General features: G+C 75.8%; 25 protein-coding genes. 10 read left to right on the forward strand and 15 right to left on the reverse strand.

Features of this window, described 5'->3' with window-relative positions; all coding sequences use genetic code 11:
• Positions 1-89: 89 nt before the first annotated feature.
• Both ACFVVL_RS00525 and ACFVVL_RS00530 read left to right on the forward strand, forming a co-directional pair.
• Entirely contained in the window at positions 90-815 is a 726-nt protein-coding gene (locus ACFVVL_RS00525; protein WP_387670222.1) for a hypothetical protein, read from the forward strand.
• 4 nt (positions 816-819) lie between these two features.
• A complete protein-coding gene (locus ACFVVL_RS00530) occupies positions 820-1,485 on the forward strand; it encodes an RES family NAD+ phosphorylase (RefSeq protein ID WP_387670224.1) in 666 nt (221 codons plus the stop codon).
• A 57-nt stretch (positions 1,486-1,542) separates the two neighbouring features.
• Here the strand turns inward: ACFVVL_RS00530 and ACFVVL_RS00535 are convergent, their stop codons facing one another.
• The 3 genes from ACFVVL_RS00535 to ACFVVL_RS00545 all read right to left on the reverse strand — a co-directional run bounded on the left by ACFVVL_RS00535 (position 1,543) and on the right by ACFVVL_RS00545 (position 4,353).
• Positions 1,543-2,709: a PQQ-binding-like beta-propeller repeat protein gene (locus ACFVVL_RS00535; RefSeq protein ID WP_387670226.1), complete on the reverse strand. Its 1,167-nt coding sequence runs from the start codon at positions 2,707-2,709 to the stop codon at positions 1,543-1,545.
• 142 nt (positions 2,710-2,851) lie between these two features.
• On the reverse strand, positions 2,852-3,403 hold the full coding sequence (locus tag ACFVVL_RS00540) for a hypothetical protein (protein WP_387670228.1): 552 nt from the start codon (positions 3,401-3,403) through the stop codon (positions 2,852-2,854).
• Positions 3,404-3,552: 149 nt separating this feature from the next.
• Positions 3,553-4,353, reverse strand: a complete 801-nt coding sequence (locus tag ACFVVL_RS00545) for a siderophore-interacting protein (RefSeq protein ID WP_387670230.1) — start codon at positions 4,351-4,353, stop codon at positions 3,553-3,555.
• Between the two features lie 179 nt (positions 4,354-4,532).
• Here ACFVVL_RS00545 and ACFVVL_RS00550 point away from each other — a divergent pair, with 179 nt between their 5' ends.
• Both ACFVVL_RS00550 and ACFVVL_RS00555 read left to right on the forward strand, forming a co-directional pair.
• Entirely contained in the window at positions 4,533-4,940 is a 408-nt protein-coding gene (locus ACFVVL_RS00550) for an ASCH domain-containing protein (RefSeq protein ID WP_387670232.1), read from the forward strand.
• Positions 4,941-4,964: 24 nt separating this feature from the next.
• Complete coding sequence (locus tag ACFVVL_RS00555; RefSeq protein ID WP_387670234.1) at positions 4,965-5,426, forward strand: hypothetical protein; 462 nt, start codon at positions 4,965-4,967, stop codon at positions 5,424-5,426.
• A gap of 317 nt (positions 5,427-5,743) precedes the next feature.
• Here the strand turns inward: ACFVVL_RS00555 and ACFVVL_RS00560 are convergent, their stop codons facing one another.
• The gene (locus ACFVVL_RS00560) at positions 5,744-6,769 is read right to left on the reverse strand and encodes an erythromycin esterase family protein (protein WP_387670236.1); all 1,026 of its coding nucleotides are present in this window, start codon (positions 6,767-6,769) and stop codon (positions 5,744-5,746) included.
• 78 nt (positions 6,770-6,847) lie between these two features.
• On the opposite strand from ACFVVL_RS00560, the gene ACFVVL_RS00565 reads away from it, so the two are divergent.
• Positions 6,848-7,660, forward strand: a complete 813-nt coding sequence (locus tag ACFVVL_RS00565; RefSeq protein WP_387670238.1) for a MerR family transcriptional regulator — start codon at positions 6,848-6,850, stop codon at positions 7,658-7,660.
• Positions 7,585-8,061 (forward strand): hypothetical protein, encoded by a 477-nt coding sequence (locus tag ACFVVL_RS00570; RefSeq protein ID WP_387670240.1) that lies wholly within the window; start codon positions 7,585-7,587, stop codon positions 8,059-8,061. The genes ACFVVL_RS00565 and ACFVVL_RS00570 overlap by 76 nt, the downstream gene beginning before the upstream one ends.
• Positions 8,062-8,127: 66 nt before the next feature.
• Here the strand turns inward: ACFVVL_RS00570 and ACFVVL_RS00575 are convergent, their stop codons facing one another.
• A complete protein-coding gene (locus ACFVVL_RS00575) occupies positions 8,128-8,670 on the reverse strand; it encodes an MOSC domain-containing protein (RefSeq protein ID WP_387670242.1) in 543 nt (180 codons plus the stop codon).
• A 43-nt stretch (positions 8,671-8,713) separates the two neighbouring features.
• On the reverse strand, positions 8,714-9,073 hold the full coding sequence (locus ACFVVL_RS00580; RefSeq protein WP_387670244.1) for a putative quinol monooxygenase: 360 nt from the start codon (positions 9,071-9,073) through the stop codon (positions 8,714-8,716).
• 100 nt (positions 9,074-9,173) lie between these two features.
• Here ACFVVL_RS00580 and ACFVVL_RS00585 point away from each other — a divergent pair, with 100 nt between their 5' ends.
• Positions 9,174-9,485, forward strand: coding sequence for an ArsR/SmtB family transcription factor (locus ACFVVL_RS00585; RefSeq protein WP_380296683.1), 312 nt, complete (start codon positions 9,174-9,176; stop codon positions 9,483-9,485).
• Positions 9,486-9,496: 11 nt separating this feature from the next.
• On the opposite strand, the gene ACFVVL_RS00590 is transcribed toward ACFVVL_RS00585, so the two are convergent.
• Positions 9,497-10,030, reverse strand: a complete 534-nt coding sequence (locus tag ACFVVL_RS00590) for a GNAT family N-acetyltransferase (RefSeq protein ID WP_387670246.1) — start codon at positions 10,028-10,030, stop codon at positions 9,497-9,499.
• 184 nt (positions 10,031-10,214) lie between these two features.
• Between ACFVVL_RS00590 and ACFVVL_RS00595 the strand changes: the two genes are divergently transcribed.
• Entirely contained in the window at positions 10,215-10,745 is a 531-nt protein-coding gene (locus ACFVVL_RS00595) for a MarR family winged helix-turn-helix transcriptional regulator (RefSeq protein WP_380296687.1), read from the forward strand.
• Positions 10,742-11,572: an alpha/beta fold hydrolase gene (locus ACFVVL_RS00600; protein WP_387670248.1), complete on the forward strand. Its 831-nt coding sequence runs from the start codon at positions 10,742-10,744 to the stop codon at positions 11,570-11,572. Before ACFVVL_RS00595 ends, ACFVVL_RS00600 begins: the two co-directional genes overlap by 4 nt.
• Positions 11,573-11,650: 78 nt before the next feature.
• Here ACFVVL_RS00600 and ACFVVL_RS00605 read toward each other — a convergent pair whose 3' ends face one another.
• From ACFVVL_RS00605 to ACFVVL_RS00640, 8 genes are all read right to left on the reverse strand, one after another.
• Positions 11,651-13,411 carry a dynamin family protein gene (locus tag ACFVVL_RS00605; RefSeq protein WP_387670250.1) on the reverse strand — a complete coding sequence of 587 codons (1,761 nt, stop codon included), beginning with the start codon at positions 13,409-13,411 and terminating at the stop codon, positions 11,651-11,653.
• Positions 13,408-15,387 carry a dynamin family protein gene (locus ACFVVL_RS00610; RefSeq protein WP_387670252.1) on the reverse strand — a complete coding sequence of 660 codons (1,980 nt, stop codon included), beginning with the start codon at positions 15,385-15,387 and terminating at the stop codon, positions 13,408-13,410. The genes ACFVVL_RS00605 and ACFVVL_RS00610 overlap by 4 nt, the downstream gene beginning before the upstream one ends.
• Positions 15,384-15,821, reverse strand: coding sequence for a hypothetical protein (locus ACFVVL_RS00615; RefSeq protein WP_387670254.1), 438 nt, complete (start codon positions 15,819-15,821; stop codon positions 15,384-15,386). Before ACFVVL_RS00615 ends, ACFVVL_RS00610 begins: the two co-directional genes overlap by 4 nt.
• Positions 15,821-17,401 (reverse strand): Hsp70 family protein, encoded by a 1,581-nt coding sequence (locus ACFVVL_RS00620; RefSeq protein ID WP_387670256.1) that lies wholly within the window; start codon positions 17,399-17,401, stop codon positions 15,821-15,823. Before ACFVVL_RS00620 ends, ACFVVL_RS00615 begins: the two co-directional genes overlap by 1 nt.
• Before the next feature lie 58 nt (positions 17,402-17,459).
• Complete coding sequence (locus tag ACFVVL_RS00625) at positions 17,460-17,765, reverse strand: hypothetical protein (protein ID WP_387670258.1); 306 nt, start codon at positions 17,763-17,765, stop codon at positions 17,460-17,462.
• Entirely contained in the window at positions 17,765-20,011 is a 2,247-nt protein-coding gene (locus tag ACFVVL_RS00630) for an Hsp70 family protein (RefSeq protein WP_387670260.1), read from the reverse strand. The genes ACFVVL_RS00625 and ACFVVL_RS00630 overlap by 1 nt, the downstream gene beginning before the upstream one ends.
• A gap of 224 nt (positions 20,012-20,235) precedes the next feature.
• Complete coding sequence (locus ACFVVL_RS00635; RefSeq protein ID WP_380296701.1) at positions 20,236-20,493, reverse strand: hypothetical protein; 258 nt, start codon at positions 20,491-20,493, stop codon at positions 20,236-20,238.
• 171 nt (positions 20,494-20,664) lie between these two features.
• Entirely contained in the window at positions 20,665-22,083 is a 1,419-nt protein-coding gene (locus tag ACFVVL_RS00640; protein WP_380296703.1) for a helix-turn-helix domain-containing protein, read from the reverse strand.
• A 453-nt stretch (positions 22,084-22,536) separates the two neighbouring features.
• On the opposite strand from ACFVVL_RS00640, the gene ACFVVL_RS00645 reads away from it, so the two are divergent.
• Positions 22,537-25,728 carry a M28 family peptidase gene (locus ACFVVL_RS00645; protein ID WP_387670263.1) on the forward strand — a complete coding sequence of 1,064 codons (3,192 nt, stop codon included), beginning with the start codon at positions 22,537-22,539 and terminating at the stop codon, positions 25,726-25,728.
• The last annotated feature ends 77 nt before the right edge of the window (positions 25,729-25,805 follow it).

Consider the following 25,805-nt stretch of genomic DNA (forward strand, 5'->3'; position numbering starts at 1 on the left):
GCCCACGGAGCGCCCCGACGCGCTACCCTGGCGCTCGGCCGACGCGTTCGGCCGAGCGGCGGGACCGGATCGGGCGGGGGTGAGGGACGATGGTGCCGGACGAGTTGCTGGCGGAGCTGCGCACGCACTGGGCCGAGATCTGGGCACTCCTCGACGAGTCCTCCCGCGACCGGCTCCGGGCGCTCGTCGAGGACCGGACCGCCGATCCGGAGCGCCTCGCGCGCAAGATCCAGCGGCTGATGCTCGCCGCGCTGCCGGACGGGCACCCGGTACGGGAGCTGTTCGACGACTCCGTGCGCTACGCCCGGGGCGGCGACGAGGTCCGGATCGTCGGGGCCGGCGGTCCCGGCGCGATCACGATCCGGTCCGGCATCGAGAGCCTGCTCCGGACCGCGACACCGGCGACCGGCTCCTCCCCGCCGGACGACCTCCCCCCGCCGGGCGGCTCCTCGCCGCCGGACGACCTCTCCCCGCCGGACGACGCCGACGACTGGCTGCTCGCCGCGGACTCCGTCAGCGCCGCCGACTACCGCGCCGGCGGGAACGACCCCGCCGACCCCGACCTCATCCGGCTGACCGACCGCCAGGGCGCCGTCCGCCTCCCGGCGTTCCAGTTCGACGACGTCTCCGGCCTCCCGCGGCCCGTCGTGGTCGCCGTCAACCGCCTGCTCGACGCCGACGACGACCCGTGGGGCGTGGCCGACTGGTGGCTGGGCACCAATGCCTGGCTGGACGCCGTCCCCGCCCGCCTCCTGGGCACCACCGGCGAGCACGCCCTGCTCGCCGCCGCCCGCGCCGAGATCGCGGAGTGGTGACGGCATGCCCGACGTGAAGGTTCCCGCCCCGACCGTGCGCGCCACCCCGTTCCGCGAGGTGCTGCCCGCCGGGACCGTGCTGCACCGGGTGCACTCCGCCGCGTACCCGGCCACCTCGTTCAACCCGAACCCGTCCGACTCCCACTACGAGGGCGGCCGGTTCTGCTCCTACGAGGGCGACGGGACCCATCTGCCGTACCTGTACGCCGGGTTCTCGGAGCGCACGGCGGTGATGGAGACGCTGGTCCGCGGCGTGCCGTTCGACGAGCGCGGCTGGCGGCGGATCCGGCGCGCCTCGGTGCGGGGGCGGGTGCTGTCGCGGATCGAGACCACGTGCGACATCCCGCTGGTCGGCCTGATGACGCTCGATCAGCTCGCGGCCGTCCACCAGGACGAGTGGCTGATCCACTCCACCCCCGACGCCTATCCGCGCACCCGCCGCTGGGCGGCCTGGATCCGCGGCCAGGCGCCGTGGGCGGCCGGCCTGCGCTGGCCGTCCAAGCGGGACCTCGGGAGCAGCGCCTGCGTCCTCTACGAACGCGACGCCGCCACCACCCTGGTCAAGCCGGCCGGCACCGCGTCGGTCGCGCTGGACACCGCCGAGGGCGCCGAGCTGCTCAACCGGCTCCTCGCCCCGGCCCGCACCCGGATCGATCCCCCGCGCCGGTAGCGACGTCGGGGGCGGCGGCGCGGGCCGGACGGGGCGGTCCCGGGCTCAGGCCGGGCCTCAGACCGGGGACAGGGCCGTGAAGGCGCGGAGGCCGGTGCGGCTGCCCCGGTAGACGGTGGATCCGGCCACGGCGAGCGAGACCCGGGTGAACTCGGTGTCGGCCCGCAGGCGCTCCGGCTCGTCCTGCCAGCGCAGTCCGCCCGTCCGCAGGTCGTGCGCGAAGAGGCGGTCGTCGTTCGTCCCGACGTACACGGCTCCCTGGGCGGCCGTCAGCGAGCTCGTCCCCCGGCCCGCCCCCGGCGGCACGGCGGCCGTCCACCGCTCGTCGCCCGTCGCCGCGTCCAGGGCGAGCAGCTGCTTCCCGCTGAGCAGGCAGACCGTCCCGCCCGCGACCACCGGACCGATCGGGCCGCGCAGCTGCGTCCGCTTCCAGAGCACCCGCCCGGTGGCCGCCTCCAGGGCGAGCGCCGCCGAACTCGCGCCGGTCCGGTCGGTCCGGCCGGTGTCCACGAGGTGCACGAGGCCGGCGTGGACGGCGGGCGGGTCCAGGACCGCGTCGACGGCGCCCTGCTCCCACCGTTGCTCACCGCTGCGGAGGTCGAACGCGAGCAGCCCCGCCGAGCGGCCGGGGACGTACACGGTGTCCCCGGCCACCAGCGGGGTGCCGGAGACCGTCGGCGGGCCGCTCCAGAGCGCCCGGCCGGTGGCCGCGTCGAAGGAGCGCAGCGACGCTCCGTCGACGAGGATCACGCTGTCGCCCGCCACGGCGACGCCCGGGGGTGCCGGGGCCTCCCCCGCGTCCGACACCGCGGTCTCCCAGCGCGGCTCCCCCGACGCGGCGTCGAGGACCTGCACCCTGGTCGTGGAGTACACGCACACCACACCGGCGCCCTCGGCCAGCGGCCAGCCGCCCCGCTGCGCGGCGGCGTCGGCCGGTCCGACCGCCGCGGCCCAGCGGACGGCACCGGTGCGCGGGTCCAGGGCCCGGACGCCGCCGTCGTACCCCGCCACGTGGACGTTCCCCCGGGGGTCGGCCGACGGGACGACCCGCCCGCCGGTCGCCGCCTCCCAGATCCGGGGGCCGCGCGCGTTGTCCCGGACCGCCCACCAGCGGGCCCCGGCCGGCACCGCGAGCGCGCCCAGTCCGGCCGCGACGCTCAGCAGCAGGCGGCGGCGGTCGGTCCGGTGCGGACGTGGCTCATGGGGCGCGGTTTCGGCGTTCATGCCGGTCCCGACTCCGTCGGGCGCTCCGGTGGTTCCACCGGCGGCGGAGTCCTGCCCTTCCGGACACCCCGCGCGGGCACGGGTGCGCCCCGCCCGGACGGGGGCCGGGCGGGGCGGGACCGGGGGGTGCGGCGCTACCGCGTCACGGGCAGAGGCGGCCGGGGCGGCACTCGGGGTCGACCGGGCCCGTGCCGCCGGGGCGGTAGTTGGACCACCAGATCGGGGTGCTCCCGGCGTAGATGACGAGGTTGCCGCTGTTCTGGACGGCGAGGTAGGCGCCCGGGTGGTACGGGGTCCTGCTGTTCCACACCGCGCGCATGGCGGCGTCGTACGCGACGAGGTTGCCGTCGGCCTGCATGTAGAGGTAGGTGCCGACGCCGTACGTGCCGACGGCCGTCCAGATGGCGACGTTGTTCTTGTACAGCACCACGTGGCCGTCCCACTGCTGGTACAGCACGGTGGTGCCGTCCGGGGAGGACCAGCTCTCGCCGCGGTTGAGGCCCGCGGTGCCGTGGATGACGGTCTGGTCGGCGTCGGACACCGCAGCGGGAGCGGCGGCGGCCGTGGCCGCGGGGTCGCCCGCGGCGGGGGCGCCGTCGGCGGCCTGGGCGGGGCCGCCCAGCAGCCCGGCCGCCATCAGCACGGCCCCGGCGGCGACACCGGCGCGGGGAAGAAGGGAACGCGCGATTCTCATGACGGGCACTCTCCTGAAGTCGCTGCTGGCCGGAGCCCGGACACTGCCGCCGCACCCGCTCGGGACCGCGTCGGCCCGGCCAGTCTCGCCGCGTGCGAGCCGGCCGGGCCAAGCCCTTCGACCTCCCTCGAATCCGGACGCGACGCCGGTCAGTCGGCGTCCGTCTCCGCCGGCTCGTCGGCGCGCTGGTCCTCGGTGCGGCCGAGGCGCCAGTAGCCCATGAAGCAGACGGCGCGCCGGTCCCAGCCGCGCTCGCTCACCAGGTGGCGGCGCAGCTCGCGGACGGCCGAGGCCTCGCCGGCGATCCACGCGTACGGCGCGCCGTCCGGCAGTTCGGCGGCGCGGACGGCGTCGGGGAGGGCGGGGGTGCCCGGGGCGCCCCGGTGCAGCCAGGTGATCCCGGTGCCGGGGCGGGCGGCGGGCAGGTAGGCGTGTTCCTGCGGCCCCTCGACCTCGGCGAACACCCTCACCGGCAGGTTCCCGGGCAGTTCGCCGAGGATCGCGGCGACGGCGGGCAGGGTGGACTCGTCACCCGCGAGCAGCACCCAGTCCGCCCCGTCGGGCAGCCGGAACTCGACGCCACCGGCGTCCTCGACGGCCGGCCCGCAGACGATCACCCGGTCGCCGGGCGCCGCCGTCCTGGCCCAGCGCGAGCCGGGTCCGTGGTCGCCGTGGACGGCGATGTCGATGTCGACCTCGTCGGGGTCGTGGCGCCGGGCGCGGACGGTGTAGGTGCGCAGCACCGGGCGGACGGCCGGGTCCATGGCCCGCCAGCTCTGGTACCAGCCGAACTCCTCCTCGCCCTCGGGCATCAGGGGTTCGCTCTGCCCGGGCAGCGGCAGCAGCAGTTTCACCCGCTGGTCGAGGCCGCCGTTGACGAAGCCGGTGAGGGCGGGTCCGCCGAGGGTGATCCGGGCCATGTGCGGGGTGATCCGGGTGGCCCGGACCACCTGGAGCGGGAAGAGCAGGAAGCGCGCGGGGGCGGTGGTGCTGGTCAGGGCCGTCTCCTCTCACCTGAATTTAGGTAAGGCTAACCTACCGTCACGTGTGTCCGCCCCCACCCCGGTCGGCGCGGCGCCGTATCGTCGGCCGGAGACACGACCGCGACACCGGAAGAGGTGATGAGGGGATGTGGCCACGCGTCAACGGCCTGCGCTCGATGGAACTGGGCACCCCCGGCCCGATACGGGCCCGGCTGAACGCCCTGGCCCTGGCCGGCCGGAAGACGGCCACCACCGGGCTGCTGGCGGAGTACGCCGAGGAGGGGGAGAGCCTGGAGCAGCCCGGCGAACGGCTGGCGCTGACCGACGACGGCGGCGAGTCGGTCGGCGTCATCGAGATCACCGGCGTGGAGGTGAAGCCGTTCGCCGAGGTCACCTGGGAGCACGCCCACGCGGAGGGCGAGGGCGACGCCTCCCTGGAGGAGTGGCGCACCGGGCACGTCGGCTACTGGGCGCGGCTGGGCACCCGGGTGGAGGACGACACGCCCGTGGTCTGCCTGGCCTTCCGCCTCGTCGGGCATGGCAAGGCCACCTGACCGCAGCCGGACGGAGGAGCCGGGATGGAACCGGAGCACATACCCGATCGGTTCTGGGACGCCCTGGAAGCGGCCCGGCCGCACCTGTCGGCCCTTGAGGCGTGGCTGGGGTCCCAACCACGCGAGGTCCTCGAAGAGTTCGCGCTCGCGTACGAGTGCGCGGCGGGCGCGCTGGCCGACTTCTCGGAGGGCGTGCGCGTGGACGGGGACGCCTGGTCCGAGGACGGCACCGAGGACCTGTGCCTGTGGGTGGTCGGGCAGGGCCGCGGGCTGTGGCGCTCGGTGCTCGCCGGGGATCCGGGGCTGGAGGACGTCGCGCAGCTGTACCTGGGCCGCGTGGCGGCGGGGCCGGGGCAGGCGGTGCGGTGGGATACGGAGGTCTCGGACCCTCGGCACCGGGGCTACCAGTCCCCCGGGACCATCGCCCACGGCGTCTACCGCTCCCGCTTCGGCGAGGACCTCCACGAGCGGCTCGCGGACACCTGAGCGGGCACCGGAGGCCGATGTGCCGCGATCCCGGGCGGGAGCAGGAAGTCGGCGGATCCGACGTCCTGCTCCCGGATGTGGCGGGCTCGCCGGACGGCGGCGCACCGACCGCGGGTCAGGAGGGGGCGGGGGCGGGCGTTCCGGGCGGGTCCGGGAGGGGCCGGGACCGGCGGGGCGGGACGGCGATGCAGCACCGTGCGGCACTCTTCCCGCCACCGACCGAGGAGAACCGGCCGATCACCGGGAAGGATCGACCGTGCGTGCCGACCGGGCGCCGGGGCGACGACCGGCGCCCGGTCCGCATGCGTCGACGGCGTTCACGCCGCCTCGGAACCACCGTTCCCGACCTCCAGGAGCAGATCGGCCTCACCGGCCGACGGCTCCTCCGCCGCCGGGGCCAGGGCCCACGGGCCGGCGCCGCCGAGCGCTCCCGCCACGAAGAAGTACTTCTCACCACCCACCAGCGCGGCCACGATCCGGCCGGCGCCGTTCCACGTCACGTCCTTCTCCCCCATCCGCCACACGCTCGGGTTCCGTTGCAGATGGCTGTTGTGGGCGAACACGAACGTACCGCCGCGCCGTGCCTCCACCTCCCTGATGGCGAGCAGGTTGCGGGCCATGATCTCGTCCCTGGCCCCCAGCAGCCCCGCGAGCCGTTCGCCCGGCTCCCCCGGCCGCGCCGCCTGCCGGTGGTACCGCAACAACCCCGCCCCCGCCGTCAGATGCGTCCGCGCCGCCTCCCACTCCTCGCGCGACGTGGCCGCGATCAGCTCCGCCGCCCTCGCGTGGAGCAGGCCCAGCAGATCGTCCGCGACCGCCCGCAGCCGGTCCGCCTGCGCCGAGGCGCCCGGCGACATCGCCGCGTCCAGCACCGCTTCCGTCCGGCTCCACCGCTCGTCGTCCCCGGCCAGGGCCGCCACGTCGACGTCGGCCCCCAGGTAGTCGCGGGCGTGTTCGAGGTACGGGCGCGGGCTCGGGGCCGTCGTGTTCTCGGTCGGGGCGTCGAAGCCGTGGAACGCCAGCCGCTCCTGCGGCGGACGGCTGCGGTTGTACGCGCGCATCCACGCCACCAGCTCCCGGTTGGGCTCCTGCTCCCCCCACCCGTGGGTGAAGCCGTCGCGCATCGCACCGTCCAGCGACCCCGCCCCCTCCCGGACGAAGGCGTCCACCGTCAGCGCCGACACCCGGTCGGTCTCCAGGACGATCGACCGGAAGCCGCGCCCGACCAGTTGGGCGAACAGTTCGTTGCGGACCCGCCCGAAGGCCGGTTCCACGTGCGTCGGCTCGCCGAACGCCACCAGGCCGCACGACAGGGGCAGGAAGTCTCGGATGTCCTGTGTCATGAGCCTCCATCGTATCCCTGAGAGAGCGGTTGAGACTTTTCCGGTCCCGGCCCGAGGAATCTCTTGTAAAGTCTCAAAGTGCCCAGCAACCCCACCAGGAAGCGGAACCTGCGCCCGGCCGATCTCGCCCGCGAGCACGGGCTCTCCGCGCAGGCCGTCCGCAACTACGAGCAGGACGGCTTCCTGCCGCCCGCCGAGCGCACCCCCACCGGGTACCGGATCTACACCGAGCGGCACGCGGCGGCGCTGCGCACCTTCCTCGCGCTGGTCCGGGGGTACGGGCACCGGACCGCCGGGGCGATCATGAACGCCGTGCACGACGGCCGGACCGACGACGCCCTGACCGCCGTCCACCACGGGCACGGACAGCTGCTCCACGACCACCGGACCCTCACCGCCGTCCGCGCCGCCGTCGACCACCTGACGGCGGCGACCGCCCCCGCCGACCCCTCCGGTCCGCTCCCCCGCACCATCGGCGAACTCGCCCACCGGCTGCGGCTCACCCCCGCCACCCTGCGCAGCTGGGAGGCGGCCGGCATCCTGCGCCCCGCGCGCGACCCCGCCACCGGCCACCGCGTCTTCGGCGCCGCCGACGTCCGCGACGCCGACCTCGCCCACCTGCTGCGCCGCGGCGGCTACCGGCTCCAGGACATCGCGGCGGTCGTCGAGCAGGTCCGCACCGCCGGCGGCACGACCGCCCTCGCCGCCGCCCTCGCCGGCTGGCGGCGGCGGCTCACCGACCGGGGCCTCGCGATGCTGGAGGCCTCGGCGCAACTCCACGACTACCTCGGGCAGGAGGGGCTACCCTCGTCCGCATGCCCAAGCGGAAGCGCCGCCCCGCCGCCACCCCCGTCCCGGCACTCCTCGACGCCCCGGAGAACCGCGCGCTGATCGCCCACCTCCGCGAACAGGCGACCCCGCCCGACGGACCGGGCGACTTCACGCTCGGGCCCTGGCAGCTGCACACGCACCCCGATCTCTGCGACCGGCTCTCCGAGTTGGCCCCGCGCCACCCCGTGGAAGGCCTCTACGGCATGCCGGTCCTGACGTTCGAGGGCGTGGCGGCCGTCGTGGCGGCCGGCCTCGACACCCTCCTGGTCCGCCTTCCGGCCCTCCCCGAGGGCATCGAACCCGCGCGCCCGAGGCCGCCGCTCACCGACGGCGAGTGGCGCGCCGTCAAGGCCTATCCGTCGAACTGCACCGGCGCGGAGGGCACCGCCCGCCTCACCGCCCTGATCCGCGAGGCGCTGGTGCACGCCCGCGACCTCAGCCGCAACCGGCCCCGGTACTGAGCGCACCGCGGCGGCGGACCTCGGCCATGCGCGGCCGGTGCCGGAGGTCGTCCGCCAGAACCTGCTTCAGACGCGGTCGAGCGGGCGGTGCGGCCCCTCCGGCAGCTCGACCTCGATCGCGTCGCCGGGGCGGATCACACCGCCGTCCCGGACCACGCCCATGATCCCGGCCTTGCGCACCACGGTCCCGGCCTCGTCGCGCCCGACGACCTGCTTCAGCAGACCGTCCTGGAAGCGGTCGATCTGCTGGCAGGGGTTGCGCAGCCCGGTGACCTCCACCACCGCGTCCGACCCGATCCGCAGCAGTGCGCCGACCGGCAGCCCGAGCAGATCGATCCCGCGGGTGGTGACGTTCTCGCCCAACTGCCCCGGCGCCACGGTGAATCCCCGCTCCGCCACCTCGGCGAACAGCTCCTCGTGGATGAGGTGGACCTGCCGCAGGTTCGGCTGCGTCGGGTCCTGCGCGACGCGCGACCGGTGCTTGACGGTCACCCCCGCGTGCACGTCCCCTTCCACCCCGAGCCCGGCGAGCAGCGTGATGCTGTCGCGGTTCGGCTTGGTGAAGGAGTACTCCCCGTTGCTGCTGACCGCTGCGACCGTTCCACTCATCCGTGCGCATCCTCCTGCCGGGGCCCATGATCCACCCCGCATCCTAGCCCGCGGCGTCATCACCGCCCCGGGCCGTGCGCGCGTCCGGGGCGGAGCGGTGCTCGTAGGGGCTGTGCATGGTGAGCCAGCGGATCTCCAGGTCCTGCTCCAGGTACTCCATCCGGTGCTCCCAGAAGTCGCGCATGTGGGGCAGGGCGAGGTGGGCGTCGAGGTCCTCCTTGGTGCGCCAGGCCTCGTAGAAGACGAAGACGCCGGGGGCCTCGCTGTCCTCGTGGAAGTGGTATTCGAGGCAGCCGGGCTCCTGGCGGGTCGGCTCGACGAAGGAGAGCAGGAGCCGGCGCAGGTCGTCGACCCGGTCGGGCTTGGGGCGGGCGGTGCCGACGAGGGTGTAGGGCTGGGGCATGGGGGGATCCCTTCGAAAGGTATGAGTGATCTCGTACCTCTCGGACGCTAGGCGACCGGGGAGGTAAGATGCAAGTCATACCTAGGAGGCGGCGAGGACCATGCCCGACGACGAAGGACACCCGGAGCCGGCGGAGATCGAGCTCGGCCGGGTCCTCGCGGCGCTGGCCGACCCGATGCGGCGGCGCGTGGTGCGGGAGCTGGCCGCCGGGCCGGCCGACGGGGCGCGGACGTGCAGTTCGTTCGCGCTGCCCGTCAGCAAGGCGACCGTCACCTACCACTTCCGCACCCTGCGCGAGGCCGGGCTGGTCCGCCAGGTGAACCGGGGCAACAGCCGGATGGCCACCCTGCGCCGCGACGACATCGAGCAGCGCTTCCCCGGTCTGCTGGCGATCCTCCTCGCGGAGGAGTGAGCACCCGGCGCTCAGGCCGGGGCGGCGAGGCGGAACAGGACGTTGCGGCGCAGCGGGCCCTCGGGGGCGCCGGGGTCGTCGAAGTCGTCCGCCGGGTCGGTGGTCATGCCGAGCCGGCGCATGACCGCCTGGGAGCGGAGGTTGCGGGCCGTGGTGACGGCGAGGACCTCGGGCAGCGCGAGGGTCCCGAAGCCGAAGGCGAGGACGGCGCGGGCGGCTTCGGTGGCGTAGCCGTGGCCCCAGGCCGCGCGGGCGAGCCGCCAGCCGATCTCCACGCCGGTGAACGGGAGGCCGTCGTCGACGTCGTCCAGCCCCGCGAAGCCGATGAACTCCCCGGTGGCCCGGACCTCGACGGCCCACCAGCCGTAGCCGCGCCGGCCGAAGTCGGCCCGGAAGCGGGCCACGGAGGCGTCGCTCTGCGCGCGGGTGAGGACGTCGCCCAGGTGCTCGCGGACCTCGGGGTCGGCGTTCACCGCGGCCCACGGTTCGAGGTCGGACGCGCGCCAGCCGCGCAGCAGGAGGCGGTCGGTGCACAGGTCGGTCATGCCGCCCGGCCAAGGCGATCACGCCCCCGGCGGCAAGCGGGTTTCCGTGGACGACGGGCGGGCCATCGCGGCGGGGCCGGGGCAGGTGCGGCCGGTCGACGGCCCGGGGCACGTTCGGCGCGCTCGGGGCCGATCCGCCCGGCCCGCCTTCCCTTCATGACACCGCTGATGTCATGATGACACCATGAGTGTCAGCCGAGGAGCGGGCGAGGACGGCCCCGCCGTCGAAGGACTGCTGGACGAGGTGATCCGGCGGCTGTGGCCGGTGCACCGGGTGGTCCTGCGGGCGGTCGAACGCGGGCTGGCCGGGACGGGCATGACCGCCGGGCAGCACGCCGTCCTGGACGCGCTGCGGCGCGGCGGGCCGCGGACCGTGCCGCAGCTGGCGCGGGCGCTGGACCTGGACCGCCAGCCCGTGCAGCGACTGGTGAACGACGCCAAGGCGCTCGGCCTGGCCGAGACCACCGCCAACCCGGAACACCGGCGCTCCTCGCTGGTACGGCTCACCCCCCGGGGCGAGGCCGTGCTCGCCCGCGTCCAGGGAGCCGAGCGCGAGGCACTGCGGCGCCACCTCGGCGACCTGGACCCGGCCGAGGTCGCCACCGCCCTGCGGGTGCTCGACCGACTCGGCGAGGTGTTCCACGAGCTGGAGCGCGCCGCCGGGGAACGGGACCACGGCGGGCGCAACGACGATGGAGGAACGGACGGACCATGACCGACACCCGCACCGGCACCGCACCCGTCACGGGCGGCGAACTGTCCTACGAGGTCGCGGAGGGCGCCGGGCCCGCCGTCGTCCTGCTGCACGGCGGGCTGCTGGACCGGCACAGCTGGGACGAGCAGTTCACCCGGCTCGCCGCCCGCGGCCGTCACGTCGTCCGCTACGACGCCCGCGGCCACGGCCGCTCCTCCCCCGTCACCGGCGACCACTCCCACCCCGACGACCTGCGGGCCCTGCTCACGCACCTGGACGTGCCGAGCGCCGTGCTGGTCGGGCTCTCGCTCGGCGCGCGCATCGCCCTGGACACCGCGCTCACCCACCCCGGGCAGGTCGCGGGCCTGGTGCTCACCGCCCCCGGCGTCAGCGGACGGCCGTTCGCCGACCCGTTCGTTGCCCATCACACCGAGCGGCAGATCGCCGCGCTGGGCGCGGGTGGCGCGGAGGGCGTGGACCGCTTCGTGGAGCACTTCCTGCGGATGTGGGCGGACGGCCCGCACCGCTCCCCCGACCAGGTGGACGGCGCCCTGCGGGAGCGGCTGCGCGCCTCGGTGACGGCCCATGTGCTGCGCCACGCCGCCGGCTTCGGCGCCGGGAGCGCGCTGGAGGCCGGCGCGGCCGACCGGCTCGGCGAGCTGAGGGCACCGGCACTGGTCCTGACCGGCGAACTGGACGGCGCCGACATCCTCGCCAACGCCCGTGCCCTCGCCGACGCCGCCCCGCACGTCCGCGCGCTGGTCCTGCCCGGCGCCGCGCACATGGTCCCGCTGGAGCGCCCGGACCTGTTCGAGCGCGAACTCGACGCCTTCCTCGCCGCCCTCTGACGGCTCCCGGACCGCCGGGCCGCCGGGGCCCGGGGCCCGGGGCGGCGCAGCGGCCGGTCAGCGACCCCCGGAAGCCGGTCAGAGGCCGGCGGCGAGGCGTTCGTAACTGCGGCGCAGGACCTGGCAGGCCCGGCGGGTGGGACCGGCGAAGGTGGGGTCGGCGGTCAGGGTGGACCAGTGGGCGAGGCGGGCCAGGGCGTGGCGCCGCAGGGCGGGGCGGGAGGCGGCTTCCGGCAGGCCGAGGCGGGCGGCCGTGGTGGTGCCGAACTCGCCGATGACGCGGCGGAGTTCGAGCAGGTCGTCGGCGGACAGGCCGGTCAGGCGGCCGTCGTAGCAGTCGCGCAGCACGGTCAGTTCGCGGAAGGCGTGCTGCTGGACCTCCAGGTCGACGAAGCGGCCGACCGCGCGGTCGACGGCGGCGCGCAGCCGGGCGGCGGACGGCGGGTCGGGTGGCAGGAGGTCCGCGGCGAGGGTGTCGGGAAGGGTGCGGGCGCGGTCGACGATGCGGCGCAGCTTGATCAGGTCGGCGCGGGCGCCGAAGTGGTCGGCGAGCAGGCGGCGGAAGTCGGCGAGGCCACTGCGCCGGTCGAGTTCGGCGCGCAGGGTGGGCAGGTCCTCGACGCCGTCGCGGATGAGGCCGCAGGCGAGGGTGAGGCCGTAGCCGGCGAGCAGGCCGAACAGGTGGGCGCGGCGGTCGGCCGGCACGGGCAGGTCGGGGTAGGGGCGGGTGGTGAAGTACGGGCCGCGGGCGGCGCGGCGGGCGAGCAGGGCGGGTTCGACGGTGGCCAGTTCGGCGAGGTCGGCGTGGTCCGCCTCGGTGAGCTGCCCGGCGGCGGCGCCGACCAGGCTGCACAGCGGGCGCAGGTCGTACATCAGCCGGGTGCCGCCGGCGGCGGTCATCACCCGGTCGGCGACCCGGCGGCCCTCGGCCAGCGGGTCGGGGTGCTCGGGCCAGTACAGCTCGACCTTCGTGAGGGCCCCGACGGTGGTGAGCGCGCCGCCCGGGCCGGGGGTGGCGGGGGCGGCACCGGAGCCGGGGCCGGGGCCGCCGGGAGCGCCCGGGCCGAAACCGGCGCCGGTGAAGTCGGCGAGCAGTTCCTCCTCGCCCTGGGCGAGCCCGCGGGCGAAGACCAGCACCAGGGCGTCGGCGCTGCCCGCGTGGCCGATCGAGTCGGCCCGCACCTCGTCCGGTGAACGGCCCAGGAAGCGCAGGGTGTTGGCGGAGTCGGCGCCGAGCACCGAGTCCAGGCCGGGGGTGTCGACCAGGTCGAAGGAGCGCAGGTACGGGCTGGGGTCGGTGACCACCAGGTGGTCGATCGCCTGGAGCCGGGCCCGCCCGGCCTGGTCGTCGTCGCGGGCCTGGGCGGTGAGGGCGCGCAGGTCGTCCGGGTGGTGGTGGTCGGCGGGGCGGCCGTCCTTGTAGTGGACGGTGACGGTGCGCTCGGCGCCGTGGGTGAGGCGGCTGACGTTGAAGGTCAGCTCCTCGGCCCCGGTCTCCACCCGGTGGGCCCCGAGCAGGGCGTTGACCAGGGTGGACTTTCCCGCGCTGACCCGGCCGACCAGGGCGACCCGCATCGGGCGCACGGCCAGGTCGCGGTAGCCGTCGAGCGCGTCCAGGGCAGGGAGGAGGGCGGCCGGGGCGCGGTGGCGGGGGCCGAGCAGGGCGGCGGCCTCGGTGACGGCGCGCTCGGTGGCCTCGCGCACGCCCGGCTCGGGCTCGGGCTCGGGCGCAGCGGGGGCCGGCGCGGGGGCCGGGCCGGGGGCGTGCGGCGGCGCGGGCGGCTGCTCGCCGCCGCCCCGCCCGAACCGCCACCAGCGGCCGCCGCCTCCCGTGCTCACCGCGGTTCCGCGAGCAGGGCCGTCAGCCGGGCGCCCAGCCGCTCCACCCCGGCCCTGACCTCCGTCAACGGCCGCCGCTCCAGGCCGAGTTCGGCGGCCCGCCGGGTGGCCTGCTCGCGGGTGGCGCTGCGGGCGGACTCCAGCCGGGCCAGGGTGTCCCGGGCGGCGGCCTGCTCGCGGGCGATCCGGCTCTCCAGCTCGGCCCGCACCGCCTCGGCCAGCGTGCGGGTCAGGTCCCGCACCGCGTTCGCGAGGTGGGCGTACTGGCCGGCCCGCATCGCCTCCAGTTCGGCACGCAGGCTGTTGCGGCGGGCGACCTTGTCGGCGAGCTGCTGGTCCCGTACGGCGCCCCGGTACCCGGCGACCCCGCCGAACAGCGCGCCCACCACCGAGCCGATCGAGGTGCCGATCTGGGCGCCGACCGCCGTCCCGGCGCCGGGCAGCACCAGCGTCCCGATGATCGCGCCGATCGCGCCCGCCGCCAGCCCGCCCGCCGTCGTGCCCATGCCGGAGCCGGAGGTCACCGCCCGCAGCCGGCCGCCGCCGGGCGCCTGCCGCTCCCCCTCGCCCAGCCGGCCGGTCACGGTCAGCGGCGGGACGGGCGGCTCGGGCAGCCGGCTGCTCGGGCGGGCGTCCAGTTCCAGTCCGTTGCGGCGGGCGAAGTCGCCCTGGAGCTCCGCCGCCCGCAGCCCGGCCAGCTCGCCGACCGTTCCGGTGACGAGCGCCGCATCGGCCGCCAACTGGCCCACCAGCCGGTCGGGTTCGGCGATCATCGCGTCGTCGAAGAGGTACTCCGTGCGGAACCGGTGCCAGACCTGTTCCAGCTCCTGCTGCGCCCGCATGCCCAGGGTGCGGCCCAGCTCGGCGACGGCGTCGACGAGTTCGCGGCGCCAGCCGGCCTGGGAGGAGGCGAGTTCGGCGATCCGGCGCTCGCGTTCCTCGGTGTCGGCCCGGAGTTCGGCGAGCCGGGTGCGGGTGTCGTCGAGCAGGGCCTGCAGCTCGGCGTCCACCGGTTCGAGCATGGTGCGCGCCGACGCCTCCAGTTCGGCCAGCGCGCCGCCGACCAGCAGCGAGGCCCGGCGCCGGGCGAGCGCCGACCACAGGACCCGTTCGAACTCCTCGAAGTTGCTGATCTCCAGGTCCTCCGGGTCACCGTCCGCCAGGAAGTCCAGCTTGGCGCGGGCGGAGACCGGCACCAGCGGGACGTCCTGCGGCGCGAGGCCGGTCGCGGCGGCGAGCTTGCCGAGGGTGTTGGCGTGGATCGCGGTGTAGTCGCCGACGGTGTCGATCTTGCTGAGGGCGAAGACCAGCCCGTCGGTGCCGTCCAGTGCCCGCGACGCGGCGGCGGCCCGGGAGAGGAAGCGCAGCTCGCTCTCGGTCAGCGGCTGCGTCGCGTCGGCGACGAACACCAGCGCGTCGGCCTGCGGCAGGAAGCCCGCCGTGACGGCGGTGTGCGCCTGGTAGACCGCGCCCACGCCCGGGGTGTCCACCAGCACCAGGCCGGAGGCGAGCCGGGGGTTCGGCAGGTGGACGGAGATGAGCCGCACCCGTTTGACGTTCCCCGGGTTGCCGGACTCGGTGGCGAACTCGGCGATCCGCCCGCGCGGGATCTCCACCTGCTCCGGCTCGTCGTCCGGCCGGTCCTCCGGCGGGTCGAGGGTGACCACCACCTGCTCCACGGGGCCGAAGGCGGCGGTGGTGACCAGGCTGGTGGCGAAGTAGGTGTCCCGGGGGAAGAGATCGGGCTCCTCCAGCAGCGCGTTCAGCAGACTGGACTTGCCGCGCTTGAACTCCCCGCACACCACCACCGTCAACGTCCCCTCGCGCAGCCGCCGTTCGGCCGCCGCCAGCCGCTCGGCGGTCAACGCGTGCCGGGCGGCCGCGGCGGCCGGGCGCAGCGCGGCGTAGAGCGCGAGGGTGTCGGCGCGCAGTGCGTCGAGGGCGCGGGCGGGGGACGGCGGGGCGCCGGGGGTCATGCGGGTCCTCGGAGGTCGGGCGGCAGGTCGGGCGGCAGGACGGGGCCGAAGTCCCCCTGCCCGGCGAGGCCGCGCAACTGGTCCTCCATGGAGGCGAGTTGATCGGCGTCGGCGGTGAGGATGCCGTGGATGAAGTCGGTCGGGTCGACGCCCGTCACGGGGTCGACGAGCACGGCCGCGGCCTCCGCCGCAGCGCTGCCCTCCGCCGGGGACCCGGCGTCCGGGGCCTCGGTGTCCGGGGCGTCCTCGGCGAGGGCGCGCTCGGCGGCCTGCTCGTCGAACAGGTCGATCAGCTCGGTGACGTCCTCGACCAGGTCGGTGACGAACTCGGCGACCTCCCCGACGAATTCGGCGAACCCCTCGACGGCGTCGTGCTGGTCGGGCAGGTGCAGCGGGTCTCCGCCGCCGGGGTCGAACATCCTGTCGTCCTTCATCATCGGCTCCGGCGGTCCTGTGCCCGGCCCACCCCGTATCCCACCAGGTGCACCAGCCCGGCGAAGACGGCCCCGGACAGCAGGCCGACGGCGAGGTTGCCGGACGAAGCGGTGGCGACGAACGTGTCCAGCGCGAACAGCGAGGACACCAGGACGCGCCACCACCGGCGCCGGTGCAGGGCCGGGCGGGCCGCCACCGGGCCCGGCGCCGCCCCGGCGGGCCGGAGCCCGGGCGCGGGCACCGGCTCCGGCGCCCGCTGCTCGACCGCGAGCAGCCACTCCCCCGCGCTCACCGTCTCGCCGGGGGCGCGGAGTTGGCGTACGACGCGGCCCGGCGCGGCGGCGGCCAGCTCCAGCAGGGCGCCCTCGGGGGTGCGCAGGGTGCCGAGGGCGGCGCCTGCCTCGTAACCGGCGCCCAGCGGGACGCGCCACTCGGTGAGTTCGGCCGGCGCCCCGAGGTCCCAGGCGAGCGGCACCGCGCCCGGTTCGGTGGCGGCGGGCAGCAGCCGGCGCTCGGCGGAGCGGGCCGCCCAGACGGCGGCGCCGTGCACCACGGCCAGGTCCGGGTCCTCGACCAGCCGCAGCGGCCGCCCGAGCCGGTCGGCCAGGAGCGCGGCGACGGCCGGGACCCGGGTGGTGCCGCCGACCAGGAGCACCGCGTCGACGCCCCGCGGCCGCACCCCGCAGTCGGCGAGCAGCTGACGGCAGCAGGCGACCGTGCGGTCGAGCAACGGCGCGATCAGGGCTTCGAGCTGGGAGCGGTCGACCCGGCTCGACGGCGTGACCGGGGTGAAGTAGTCCTCCACCTCCGGAGCCTCGCTCAGCTGGTGCTTGATCCGCCGGACGAAGTCGCCGAGTTCGAGCCGGGCGCGGGTCGCCCCGGCGGCCATCAGCGGGTCGAGCCAGTCGCGCCCGGCGGCTGCGACGCCCGTGGCGAGCAGGGCGTCGATGTCGCGGCCGCCGCAGTCGTCCAGGGCGGCGTGGCCGAGCACGGTGTGCGAGGCTCCGTCCGCACCGATCCGCACCAGCGCGGTGTCGAAGGTGCCACCGCCGAAGTCGTAGACCAGGACCGTCTCACCGGGCGCGAACGGCTCCCCGGCGACGGTGGCGTGCGCGGCGGCCACCGGCTCGGCCAGCAGTTCGACGCTGCCGAAACCCGCCGCCGCACCGGCTTCGAGCATCGCCTCACGGCGCGGGTCCACCGGCCCGTAGGAGGCGGGCACGGTCACCACCAGCCGGTCGATGTCGCGGCCGGCCACGGCCCGTGCCTGTGCCCGGAACTCGGCCAGCACGGCGGCCACCAGGGCGACCGCGGTGAACGGGCGGCCGCCCAGCACGACGGGTGCGCGCTCGCCGAGGTCGCGCTTGAACTCGGCGCGGTAGGAGTCGGGTTCGGCCCGCTTGCGGCGCTCGGCCGCCGAGCCGACGAGCAGTCCGCCGTCCGCGCCGACGGACACCGCCGACGGCCAGGACAGCAGCCCGCTGGACGGTTCCTTCAACGGCCGCTCACGCCCGTCCAGGACGACGGCCGCCGCCGAGGAGGAGGTGCCGAAGTCGACGACGAGCACGGGTTCGGTCACGCCGCGCCCTTCCTTCCTTGAGGTGTTCCGGGGGCCGCGCCCGGGCGCGGCGGGAGGGTCAGTCGCCGTGGCGGGCCAGCCGCACCGCCCAGCCGACCGCGCCGGCGGCCAGGCCGTAGGGCAGCGCCACGCCGAGCAGCGCGGGCAGGAAGCCGGAGGCCTTCACGGACGTCAGCACGAACGCCAGCGCCAGGGCGGCCAGCGCCACCAGCCCCAGCGCCGCCCGGGCGCCGGCCGAGTGGCCCCGGCCGCGCACGGCGGCGAGCGCACAGGTCACCGCGACGGTGGCCAGCAGGGCGGCGCCGAGGATGAAGACGCCGTCGTCGGTGAGCAGCCAGCCGCCGTGGATCGTGGTACCGGACATCAGAGCGCTCCGTTCAGGACGACCAGGCCCGCGTACAGCAGGGCGCACCAGCTGGCGGCCGGCAGGCCGGAGACCCGCTCGCGCCGGAGGCGGGCGGCGGTCCCGAGCCCGCTCACGCCCCCCGCCGCGGCCACGGCGGCGGCCGTCACCACGAGCCACCGGCCGTGGGAGAGGTCCTCGGCCCCGGAGACGATCAGCGCCGCCGTGACGACGGCGAACGCCGCACCGGCCCCGAGCAGCGCGCGCGGACCGCCGGTGGCGCCGTACACGGTCAGCGCCGCGGCGACCGCGGCGGCCAGGCACGGCAGCGTGACCCGCAGGACACCCTGCCCGTCGAACACGTGGTACGCCCCTTCCGGCGCGTTCACCGCGAACCAGGTCACGGCGGCGGCGAGCACCGCGCCCGGCAGGCCGAGCCACCCCGCCCAGGGCACCGCGTCGTCCTCGCGGCGGCGGCGCCGGACCGTCAGGGCGACGGCGACCACCCCGGTGCCCAGCAGCATCAGGCCCAACTGCTGGAACTGGTACACCGTCGGGCTCTCGCCGAACGGCGGATCGGACCACGGCCGGTACCAGAACCCGATGTCACCGGCCCAGCCCGCCCAGGACAGCGCCAGCACCGCCACGGCGCCCACCGCCGCGCCCCAGGCCCGGCCCGCGCCCCACCCGGCGGCGACGGCCGCGAACAGGCCGACCAGGGCCGCGTAGCCGATGATCAGGAACATGCCCCGGCCGGGGTCGGTCCGGTGGGTCAGGCCGAGCAGGCCGTAGCCCAGCAGGAAGATGCCGAGCAGTCCGAGCATCGCCGTGCCGGTCCGCCCGCGCCAGGCCGGGCGGGGCGCCGGCGGTGGCGGGTAGCCGGGCGGCGCGGGGGCCCGCGACGCGGGGTCCGGGTCGTCGGGGGCGCCGACCGGCTGCACCGCCAGCAGCCACTCCCCGGGGCCGACGGCCGTCCCTGGCGCCACCAACTGCCGGACCATCGTGCCGGGTTCGTCGGCCGTCAGCTCCCAGAGGCTGCCGTCGGGCAGCCGCAGCGAGCCGAGTGCGGCACCGGCCGGGTAAGCGGTGGCGGCGGGGACGCTCCACCCGGCGACCTCGGCCGAATCGGCGGGGAAGCCCCAGGCCAGCGGGCGGGTGCGGGCGGCCTGGCGCAGCGGGCTGAGCCGCCGGTCGGCGGAGCGCGCGGCCCAGGCGGCGGCGCCGTGCACCACGGCCAGGTCCGGGTCCTCCACCACCCGCAGCGGGCGGTTCAGCCGGTCGGCGAGCAGAGCCCGGACGGCCGGGACCCGGGTGGTGCCGCCGACCAGCAGGACGGAGTCGAGTGCCCGCGGCCGCACCCCGCAGTCGGCGAGCAGCTGACGGCAGCAGGCGACCGTGCGGTCGAGCAACGGGCCGATCAGCGTTTCGAGTTCGTCGCGGGCGACCCGGCTGGCCGGGCCGAGCGGGGTGAGGTAGTCCTCGACCGTCGGGGACTCGGTGAGCTGGTGCTTGATCCGGCGCACGAAGTCGCCGAGTTCCAGCTGCGCCCGCAGCGCTCCGGCACCGCCCGCACCGAGCAGCGGCTCCAGCCAGTCCCGGCCGCGCTCGCGGATCCGGCCGGCGAGCAGGGCGTCGATGTCGCGGCCGCCGCAGTCGTCCAGGGCCGCGTGGCCGAGCACGGTGTGCGAGGCGCCCTCCGCACCGATCCGCACCAACGCGGTGTCGAAGGTGCCACCCCCGAAGTCGTAGACCAGGACCGTCTCACCGGGCGCGAACGGCTCCCCGGCGACGGTGGCGTGCGCGGCGGCCACCGGCTCGGCCAGCAGTTCGACACTGCCGAAGCCCGCCGCCGCACCGGCTTCGAGCATCGCCTCACGGCGCGGGTCCACCGGCCCGTAGGAGGCGGGCACGGTCACCACCAGCCGGTCGATGCCGCGGCCGATCATGATCTGCCCCTGGGTGCGGAACTCGGCCAGGACCGCGGCCACCAGCTCGCTCACCGGGTACCGCCGCTCGCCGAGCGGGACGGGCGCCCGCTCCCCGAGGTCACGCTTGAACTCGGCCCGGTATCCGGCCGGTTCGGCACGCTTGCGGTGCTCGGCGGCCGAGCCGACGAGCAGCCGTCCGGCCCCGTCCGCGCAGACCGCCGAGGGCCAGGACAGCAGCCCGCTGGACGGTTCCTTCACCAACCGCTCGCCCCGGTCCAGCACCACGGCAGCCGCCGAGGAGGACGTTCCGAAGTCCACCACGAGCACCGGCTCGGCCACGCTCCACCCCCTGGACGCACCCGGCCGGCGGTGAGGGTTCCGGCCCGGGTTCGCGGCGAGGATAGCAGCGGCGGATCGGCCCGTTCCGCCGCTTCCGGACCGCTCGCCGGGAACCGATGCGATGTCGTGATGGACAGTTCACAGAGGGATGTTGATGGACCGTCAGGTCCGTTCGCGAACCGCACGGGGCCGTCCGGGGAGGGCATCGGGCCCCCGGCCGCCGGCTACCGGCCGGTCCCCGCCACGGCGGTCCGGGCCAGCGCACCGACGGCCAGGATGGTGCCGCCGAGCAGCAGGCCCATCGAGCCGAGGACGCCGGCGGGCTGCCAGTTCTCGCCCGTCCGTGCGTCGGCGGCGAAGGCGGCGGCGATCAGCAGCAGGGACGCGAGGACGGTGAGGGCCCCGGCGCCGAACGCCCCCCGGACCAGAGCGCGGCCGAAGCGGCGCCGCCGGGCGGCGGTCGCGGTCCCGGGCGTGTTCACGGTGCTCTCCTTCTGCGGTGCGAAGCGGTGCACCTCGAAGGATGTCCGGGCCATGTCTCGGTCGCCCCGGCGGGCGTGTCTCGGTCTCCGCACCGATCGGCGGCGTTCGGGCAACGGTTGCGCAACAGCCGGCCATCGGACGACGGTCCGGCCGGTGCGCGAGGGCCCCGCTCAGCCCGCGAGGCCGTGCCCGACCAGGCGGCTGCGCAGCCCGGCCAGCTCGCGCCGCACGAGGGGCGGCAGCCCGTCCTCGCCGTCGCCCGCCGCCAGCACCGAGCCGAGCAGCTCGGCGGCGGCCCCCGGGTCGTGCGCCAGCAGATGGCAGTCGGCCACCCGGACGGTGAACAGCAGCCGGGCCGAGGGCAGTTGGTCGGGGGCGAGCAGCGCGAGCGCGGTCTCGGCGGCGCCCACGGCGAGCCGGGCGAGCCGGGGGTCGTCGACGGCGGCGGCCGCGTCGCGCAGCGCGGCGGCGGCGCCCGCCTCGACCCGCAGCCGCATCGAGGCGATGGACAGCCACGCGGCGTCGGACTCGTCGTGCACCCCGATGTGGTCGAGGTGGTGCCGGGCGCGGGCGATGTGGCGGACGGTGGCGCGCACGTCGCCGGTCATCGCGTGGGCGCGGGCCAGGCCGATCTGGCCCATGGCCCCGGCCCAGTGCCGGGCGGGGGCGACCCGGGCGATCTCGTGGGCGTAGCCGAGGGCGGCGGCGGGGTCGCCGTCGAGGCGGGCGAGGAAGCTCATGTCGCTGAGCGCGGCGACCTGGGTGGCGGCGTCCTCGGCGAGTTCGGCCCAGCCGAGGGCGCGGGAGAAGCAGGCCATGGCGGTGGCGTTGCGGCCGTCCTGCATGCGCAGCGCGCCGGCGGCGTGGGCGTACTCCCCGGCGAGCCGGGCGAGCGGGCGGCGGGCGGGGCCGGCCGGGTGGGCGGCCAGGCGGCGCAGCACGACCCGCAGGGTGTCCTCGACGGCCTCGGTGCCGGGTGCGCCGGGGTTGTCACCGGCCCGCAGGTGGGCGGCGAGCAGGCCGGCCAGGGCGTGCACGGTGTCGGGGTCCAGGGGCGGGGCGGCGGCGGGGTCGGCGGCCCGGAAGGCGGCGTGCAGGACGGCGAGGTCGGCGGGCGGGGGGACGTCGCAGCCCGCGGCGTCGTGCAGCGGACAGAGCAGTCCGTAGTCGGGGAGGCGGACCGGCAGTTGGGTGGCGAGGCCGGACGGCAGGGCGGGGGTGAGGGCGGCGACGGGCGGGCCGGGCAGCGGGGCGCGGGTCCAGTCGCCCGGGGCGGCCGGCGGGCCGGCGGGGGCCGGGGCGGCCGGGAGCGCGACGGGTGCCGGCAGGGCGCCCTCCTCGGCGACCCGGCAGGCGGCGCGCAGTTCGCCGCCGGCGAGCAGCAAGTCGTCGAGCCGGTCGGCGATCCGGGGGCTGGTGCGCCGGGTGCCGTGCTCCAGTTTGCTGACGGCGGTGTGGTCGTAGCCGATCTCGGCGCCGAGCTGGGCCTGGGTGAGGCCGGCCCGGCGGCGCCACTGGCGCAGGCGAAGCCCGAAGGCCCGCCAGGCCTCGTCCTCGGTCGGCTTGGTCGCCGCCCGGTTCCGGTGCACGGGGCTGCCCTCCCGAGTGCTTTCCGGGCCTTCCGGTGGGGAGGTCCGCTCAGAAGGACGGTACTGGACGAGGGCCTCCGTCGTACATGAGGTGGTCTCGACCACTTTCGGTAACTGGTCTCTACCTCTCCACTCTTTGGTCTCAACCTCTCCACCCCGACCGCGCCACCCCGTCCGGCGCCCGGCGCCGGACGCGCCCACCCCCCGCGACCTGGCCGGACGCCGCGTCAGCCGTCAATTCCGGTGCCTGACAGAGTTCCTGACGGCACTTGACGGAACTTGCCAACCGCCCCCCGGGCCCGTCCGGACCGTTGACCGGGCCATGACGGCATGTGAGGGTTCCGGCACCCGAGCGCGGACGCCCGCACGGCCGCCCCCCAAACGGCCCCGCGGTGAGCGCCCTGACGGCACGCCGTCCGCGATCGAGCACCCCCACGTTCGAGGAGCCTCGGAATGAAACGCAGATTGCTGACGGCGGGGACCACCCTGGCCGTCGTGGCCGGCATGCTGACCGCCACCGCGGTCGGCCAGGCCGCCGCCGACCCCGGACCGGCCGCCGCCGCGCCCCCCAGCGCGCTGGCCGCCGCCGTGAACGCTGCCGACCAGGCGGCCGCGGCGGGCCTGGACGCCCTGGCCAAGGGCCCGGGCGAGACCTACGAGCGCCAGTCCGTCACCCCGTGGCTGGGCGGCCTCTACTCGGTCTCCTACGAGCGCACCTACAAGGGCCTGCCGGTGGTCGGCGGCGACGCGGTCGTCCTCGCCGACGGCCAGGGCCAGGTGCGCGGGCTGCAGTCCGCCTCCACCGGCCCGATCGGCGTGCCCACCACCGCCCTGATCAGCGCCGCCAACGCGGAGCGGACCGCCCGCACCAAGCTCGCCCAGGTGGACGGCGTGCAGTCCCGCCGGCTGGTCGTCCGGGTGCAGGACGGCGCCGGCAGGCTGGCCTGGGAGACCGTGCTCACCGGCCGCACCGCGTCCGCCCCGAGCACCCTGCACGTCTTCGTCGACGCCCGCAGCGGCGAGGTCATCGACAGCTACGACGACGTGCGGGCCGGCACCCTGAACAGCAAGTGGAACGGCCCCTCGCCGACGATCAACACCACCGGCTCCGGCAGTTCCTACTCGCTGCGCGACCCGGGCCGCCCCGGTCTGAGCTGTGCCGACAACGCCACCGGCCAGGTCTTCACCAAGTCCTCCGACTCCTGGGGCAACGGCAGCGCCACCAGCAAGGAGACCGGCTGCGGCGACGCCATGTTCGCGGCCCAGAAGGAATGGGACATGCTCCGCGACTGGCTCGGTCGCAACGGGCACAACGGCAACGGCGGCAGCTGGCCCGTCAAGGTCGGCCTCAACGACGTCAACGCCTACTGGGACGGCTCCTCCGTCTCCATCGGCCACAGCCAGGCCAACGAGTGGATCTCCTCCATCGACGTCGTCGGCCACGAATTCGGCCACGGCATCGACCAGTTCACCCCCGGCGGCGCCAACAACGAGAACGGCCTGGGCGAGGGCACCGGCGACATCTTCGGCGCACTCACCGAGGCCTACGCCAACCAGACCTCCCCCTACGACAGCCCGGACTACCTCGTCGGCGAGATGATCAACCTCGTCGGAAACGGTCCGATCCGCAACATGTACAACCCCTCGCTCGTCAGCAACAACCCCAACTGCTACTCCGCCTCCATCCCGAGCACCGAGGTCCACGCGGCCGCCGGCCCGCTCAACCACTGGTTCTACCTGCTCGCCGAGGGCTCCAACCCCGGCGGCGGCAAGCCCACCAGCCCCACCTGCAACAACTCCTCCGTCACCGGCGTCGGCATCAAGGACGCCGGCCGGATCTTCTACGGCGGCATGCTGCTCAAGACCAGCGGCATGACCTACAAGCGCTACCGCACCACCACCCTGACCGCCGCCAAGAACCTCGACCCCACCTGCAACCTGTTCACCCGCACCAAGGCCGCCTGGGACGCCGTCAGCGTCCCCGCCCAGACCGGCGACCCGACCTGCACCGGTGGCCAGACCAACGAGTACTCGCTCTCGCTGAACCCGACCTCCGGCCAGGTCCAGCCCGGCTCCTCGACCACCGCGACGGTCAACACCCAGGTCACCCAGGGCAGCGCCCAGTCGGTCAACCTGAGCGCCTCCGGCGCCCCGAGCGGTGCGAGCGTCAGCTTCAGCCCGTCCTCGGTGCAGACCGGCGCGTCCTCCACGATGACCGTCACCACCAGCGCGACCACCGCGCCCGGCAGCTACGTGATCACGGTCACCGCCAGCGGCCAGGTCACCCACACCACGCAGTACACGCTGACGGTCGGCGGCGGCAACCCCGGCGGCAACGCGCCCGACATCAGCGTCACCAACGTCCAGGCGCACCTGGCCCAGCTCAACAGCATCGCCTCGCAGAACGGCGGCAACCGGCGCACCGGCACCTCCGGCTACAGCCAGTCGCTGGCCTACGTGAAGGCCAAGCTCCAGGCGGCCGGTTACCAGGTCACCGAGCAGACCTGCACCACCTGCACCTACCAGGCCAACAACCTGATCGCCGACTGGCCGGGCGGCCCCGCCGACCAGGTCACCATGTTCGGCGCGCACCTGGACGGCGTCAGCGCCGGCCCGGGCATCAACGACAACGGCTCCGGCTCGGCGGTCCTGCTGGAGAACGCGCTCGTCCTCGCGCAGCAGAACCCGACCCTCACCCGCCACGTGCGGTTCGCCTGGTGGACCGGTGAGGAGCAGGGCCTGCAGGGCTCCAAGCACTACGTGAGCCAGCTGAGCTCCACGGCCCGCAGCGCGATCAAGGGCTACTACAACTTCGACATGGTCGGCTCGCCCAACGCCGGCTACTTCATCAACAACGTCAACTCCACCACCTCGGCGCCGATGAAGGCCTACTGGGACTCGCTGAACCTCCAGCCGGAGGAGAACGTCGAGGGCCAGGGCCGCTCGGACGACGCCTCGTTCCAGTCGGCCGGCATCCCGACCTCGGGCTACGCGGCGGGCGCCAGCGCCACCAAGACCAACGCCCAGGCCGCCAAGTGGGGCGGCACGGCGGGCCGCGCGTACGACTCCTGCTACCACTCGTCGTGCGACACCACCAGCAACATCAACGCCACCGTGCTCGACCGCAGCGCCGACGGCGTCGCCTACACCCTGTGGAAGACCTCGGTCGGCGGCGGCCCCAACCCGGGCAACGACTTCTCGGTCGGCGTCAACCCGGCCACCGGCTCGGTCAAGCCGGGTGAGTCCACCACCGCCACGGTGAGCACCCAGACCACCTCCGGCTCCGCCCAGACGGTGAACCTCGCCGTATCCGGCGCGCCGGCCGGGGTGACCGCCACGGTCAGCCCGTCCTCGGTGCAGTCCGGCGGCTCCGCGACGCTCAGCATCGCGGTCGGCTCGTCGGTCCCGACGGGGACGTACAACCTGACCGTGACCGGCACCGGCTCGGTCTCCCACACCAGCAGCTACTCGCTGGTGGTCACCTCCGACCCGGGCCCCGGTGGCGGCAGCTGGACCCCGGGCACCACGTACCAGGCGGGCGACGTCGTCACCTGGAACGGCGTCAGCTACCGGTGCCTCCAGGGCCACACGGCCCAGGTGGGCTGGGAGCCCAACATCGTCCCGGCCCTCTGGCAGGCGATCTGAGCGGACCGGATCGTCTCCGGGACGGGATAAGGGCGGTGCCGCGGTTCGTCGAGGGGGACGGACCGCGGCACCGCCGC

Source organism: Kitasatospora sp. NPDC058115 (genome assembly GCF_042884635.1).
Taxonomy (GTDB): domain Bacteria; phylum Actinomycetota; class Actinomycetes; order Streptomycetales; family Streptomycetaceae; genus Kitasatospora.

Coding starts and splice junctions, on each gene's coding strand:
- ACFVVL_RS00525 (WP_387670222.1), top strand. CDS start 90: ATGGTGCCGGACGAGTTGCTGGCGGAGCTGCGCACGCACTGGGCCGAG.
- ACFVVL_RS00530 (WP_387670224.1), top strand. CDS start 820: ATGCCCGACGTGAAGGTTCCCGCCCCGACCGTGCGCGCCACCCCGTTC.
- ACFVVL_RS00535 (WP_387670226.1), bottom strand. CDS start 2,709: ATGAACGCCGAAACCGCGCCCCATGAGCCACGTCCGCACCGGACCGAC.
- ACFVVL_RS00540 (WP_387670228.1), bottom strand. CDS start 3,403: ATGAGAATCGCGCGTTCCCTTCTTCCCCGCGCCGGTGTCGCCGCCGGG.
- ACFVVL_RS00550 (WP_387670232.1), top strand. CDS start 4,533: ATGTGGCCACGCGTCAACGGCCTGCGCTCGATGGAACTGGGCACCCCC.
- ACFVVL_RS00555 (WP_387670234.1), top strand. CDS start 4,965: ATGGAACCGGAGCACATACCCGATCGGTTCTGGGACGCCCTGGAAGCG.
- ACFVVL_RS00560 (WP_387670236.1), bottom strand. CDS start 6,769: ATGACACAGGACATCCGAGACTTCCTGCCCCTGTCGTGCGGCCTGGTG.
- ACFVVL_RS00570 (WP_387670240.1), top strand. CDS start 7,585: ATGCCCAAGCGGAAGCGCCGCCCCGCCGCCACCCCCGTCCCGGCACTC.
- ACFVVL_RS00575 (WP_387670242.1), bottom strand. CDS start 8,670: ATGAGTGGAACGGTCGCAGCGGTCAGCAGCAACGGGGAGTACTCCTTC.
- ACFVVL_RS00580 (WP_387670244.1), bottom strand. CDS start 9,073: ATGCCCCAGCCCTACACCCTCGTCGGCACCGCCCGCCCCAAGCCCGAC.
- ACFVVL_RS00585 (WP_380296683.1), top strand. CDS start 9,174: ATGCCCGACGACGAAGGACACCCGGAGCCGGCGGAGATCGAGCTCGGC.
- ACFVVL_RS00590 (WP_387670246.1), bottom strand. CDS start 10,030: ATGACCGACCTGTGCACCGACCGCCTCCTGCTGCGCGGCTGGCGCGCG.
- ACFVVL_RS00595 (WP_380296687.1), top strand. CDS start 10,215: ATGAGTGTCAGCCGAGGAGCGGGCGAGGACGGCCCCGCCGTCGAAGGA.
- ACFVVL_RS00600 (WP_387670248.1), top strand. CDS start 10,742: ATGACCGACACCCGCACCGGCACCGCACCCGTCACGGGCGGCGAACTG.
- ACFVVL_RS00610 (WP_387670252.1), bottom strand. CDS start 15,387: ATGACCCCCGGCGCCCCGCCGTCCCCCGCCCGCGCCCTCGACGCACTG.
- ACFVVL_RS00615 (WP_387670254.1), bottom strand. CDS start 15,821: ATGAAGGACGACAGGATGTTCGACCCCGGCGGCGGAGACCCGCTGCAC.
- ACFVVL_RS00625 (WP_387670258.1), bottom strand. CDS start 17,765: ATGTCCGGTACCACGATCCACGGCGGCTGGCTGCTCACCGACGACGGC.
- ACFVVL_RS00645 (WP_387670263.1), top strand. CDS start 22,537: ATGAAACGCAGATTGCTGACGGCGGGGACCACCCTGGCCGTCGTGGCC.